1 protein-coding gene is annotated in these 826 nt (G+C 37.4%); it reads left to right on the forward strand.

Annotated features, from left to right (window positions below; all coding sequences use genetic code 11):
- Positions 1–60 precede the first annotated feature (60 nt).
- Positions 61–687 (forward strand): hypothetical protein, encoded by a 627-nt coding sequence (locus GS399_RS20570; RefSeq protein ID WP_160846541.1) that lies wholly within the window; start codon positions 61–63, stop codon positions 685–687.
- Positions 688–826: the final 139 nt, after the last annotated feature.

An 826-nucleotide genomic window follows, 5' to 3' on the forward strand; every position in this document is an offset into this window, starting at 1 on the left:
GTTATGCGTCACCATTAAACCAGGCAAACTCAAACTAGACCATACACAATAAACTAACTAATGGAAATTGATTTTCAAAGACTAATGACAAACAAATCGGACGAGGGTCTTCAAGAATATCTTGATAATCGAACGAAGTTTATACCTGAAGCTGTTGAAGCTGCAATTAATGAAATGCAAAAGCGTGGACGAATATTCTCGGACGAAGAACTTGCTATTTATAGAAAAGAGTTTCAAGCAAAAAAAGAAGCGACAGAAAAAGAGGAAAAAAAACTTGTTGGAAATCAATGGAAGAAAAATGTTGTGACAGACATAAGTGCTCCAGCATATTACTCTGAAAGCGCAATCTACATGTTCTCTGTATTTTTCAGCGTACTGTTTGGTGCTGTTCTTTTAGCAATAAACTTTCGAAGCACCGAAACTAAAAAAGGTGTTTGGGAGGTTATTGCCTTTGGTATTTTTTACACAGGATTACAAGTATGGATTTTGTCAATGATACCAAGAAACACTGGATTAACTTTGGTTTTTAGTATGGGCGGAGCATTATTGCTGAACTTTTTCTTTTGGAAAAAATATATTGGTAAGGACACTAAATACAGAACCAAACCAATTTGGAAACCGCTGATAATTGGAGTTGTAATTTTTACTCCGTTGCTTCTTGCTGCTATTTACGGAGGTGCTGAATGACAACCTGGCGAACGCATAACAGCACATTTGCAATAGGCGGGGGTTATGCTCGGCATAAAGTTTTGTGGTTACAAGACCTCAATTCTCCGAATGAACATTTTTACTGAAATGCCCGCCCATCGCAAATCTGCAAACCGTT

This window comes from Hufsiella arboris (genome assembly GCF_009834875.1).
GTDB lineage: Bacteria > Bacteroidota > Bacteroidia > Sphingobacteriales > Sphingobacteriaceae > Hufsiella_A > Hufsiella_A arboris.